General features: G+C 69.9%; 2 protein-coding genes and 1 pseudogene (1 of these 3 running past the window's edge). 2 read left to right on the top strand and 1 reads right to left on the bottom strand.

Annotation, left to right across the window (positions count from 1 at the left end):
* Positions 1–121 (bottom strand): annotated as a pseudogene (locus ACFE99_RS22265) (dienelactone hydrolase family protein); it reaches 482 nt to the left of the window's first position.
* Positions 122–182: 61 nt separating this feature from the next.
* Here ACFE99_RS22265 and ACFE99_RS22260 point away from each other — a divergent pair.
* A complete protein-coding gene (locus tag ACFE99_RS22260) occupies positions 183–644 on the top strand; it encodes an FxsA family protein (RefSeq protein WP_375488640.1) in 462 nt (153 codons plus the stop codon).
* A gap of 9 nt (positions 645–653) precedes the next feature.
* On the top strand, positions 654–1250 hold a 597-nt coding region (locus ACFE99_RS22255), incomplete at its 3' end, for an amidohydrolase family protein (RefSeq protein WP_375488638.1).

Genomic DNA, 1250 nt, shown 5'->3' with positions numbered 1-1250 from the left:
CCGGCTCGTAGCCGATCCCGTCGTGAATCACTACGACGCCCGGCCACGGACCCTGCCCGTCCGGGATACTCAACAATGCATCGATCGGACCGGCCGGGGTGTCAATCTCGATGGTGGTCATGACGCTCATCTAACTGCAGCGGATGCGGAACTTCGACGGCGCTCACAGACGTTGGCCTCACATGGTGTCGCGGCTTTTTCTCGGCTATGTGCTCATCGAGCTCGCGGCGGTGGTGGCTCTGGCGTCGACGATCGGCATCGGATGGACGCTGGTGATCCTGCTGGCCACCTTCGTCGGGGGTATCGCGGTGGCGGGTTCGCAGGTCAAGCGCTACCTGGCCCGGCTGCGGTCGCCCGGTGCGCTCAGCGATGGCGCGCTCATTGCGCTGGGCGCTCTCCTTGTTCTGATCCCGGGACTGGTTACCACCGTGGCCGGGCTGCTGCTTCTGCTGTCTCCGACCCGGGCGGTGGCACGACCGCTGGTGGCCGCGATGGCGGCCCGCGGTGTCGGCCGCCCGCTGATCATCCTCATTACGCTCGCCGAGGAGCGGTCCCACGCCGCGCAGCCGAACGTCGTCGACGGCGAGGTCATCGACGTCACCGATGTCGAGCCGTCGGCCTTGCCGTACCGCCCAGCCCCTTAGCTTTACGGTGTGACGCCGATTCCGGTACGGCTGCTGGTCAACGGCCGCGTCCACAGCCCGTCGCACCCGGACGCCACCGCGATGGCGGTGCGCGACGGCGTCGTGGCCTGGTTGGGCAGCGACGACGTCGGTCGCGACCAGTTCCCGGACGCCGACGTCGTCGATCTCGACGGTGGCTTCGTCGCGCCCGCATTCGTCGACAGCCACGTGCATCTCACCGCCACCGGCCTGACGCTCACCGGGCTCGATCTGCGGTCCGCGACCTCACGCCGGCATTGTCTGCAGCTGATCGCCGACTACGCGGCCGCGCACCCGGGCCAGCCGCTGTGGGGTCACGGCTGGGACGAATCCGCTTGGCCGGAAAACCAACCGCCGACAACCGCCGACCTCGACGCGGTGCTCGGCGACCGGCCCGCCTACCTGACCCGCATCGACGCGCACTCCGCGCTGGCCTCAACCGCGCTGCGGCAGCTGATCCCCCCGGCCGCGCACCCTGCGCCGGCCGCGCAGCAGCCGCTGTCGGGCGACGACCATCACCGGGCCCGCGCTATGGCGCGCGAGCTGCTGACCACGACGCAGCTCGCTGCGGCTCTTGCCTCAGCGAGC

Source organism: uncultured Mycobacterium sp. (assembly GCF_964249325.1).
Taxonomy (GTDB): Bacteria; Actinomycetota; Actinomycetes; order Mycobacteriales; family Mycobacteriaceae; genus Mycobacterium.
Note: the sequence above shows the minus strand (reverse complement) of the source record. Positions and strands in the feature narration are given on the sequence as shown.

What these genes read in the sequence shown, in the direction of transcription:
- ACFE99_RS22260 (WP_375488640.1), top strand. Translation starts at nt 183, where the DNA reads ATGGTGTCGCGGCTTTTTCTCGGCTATGTGCTCATCGAGCTCGCGGCG.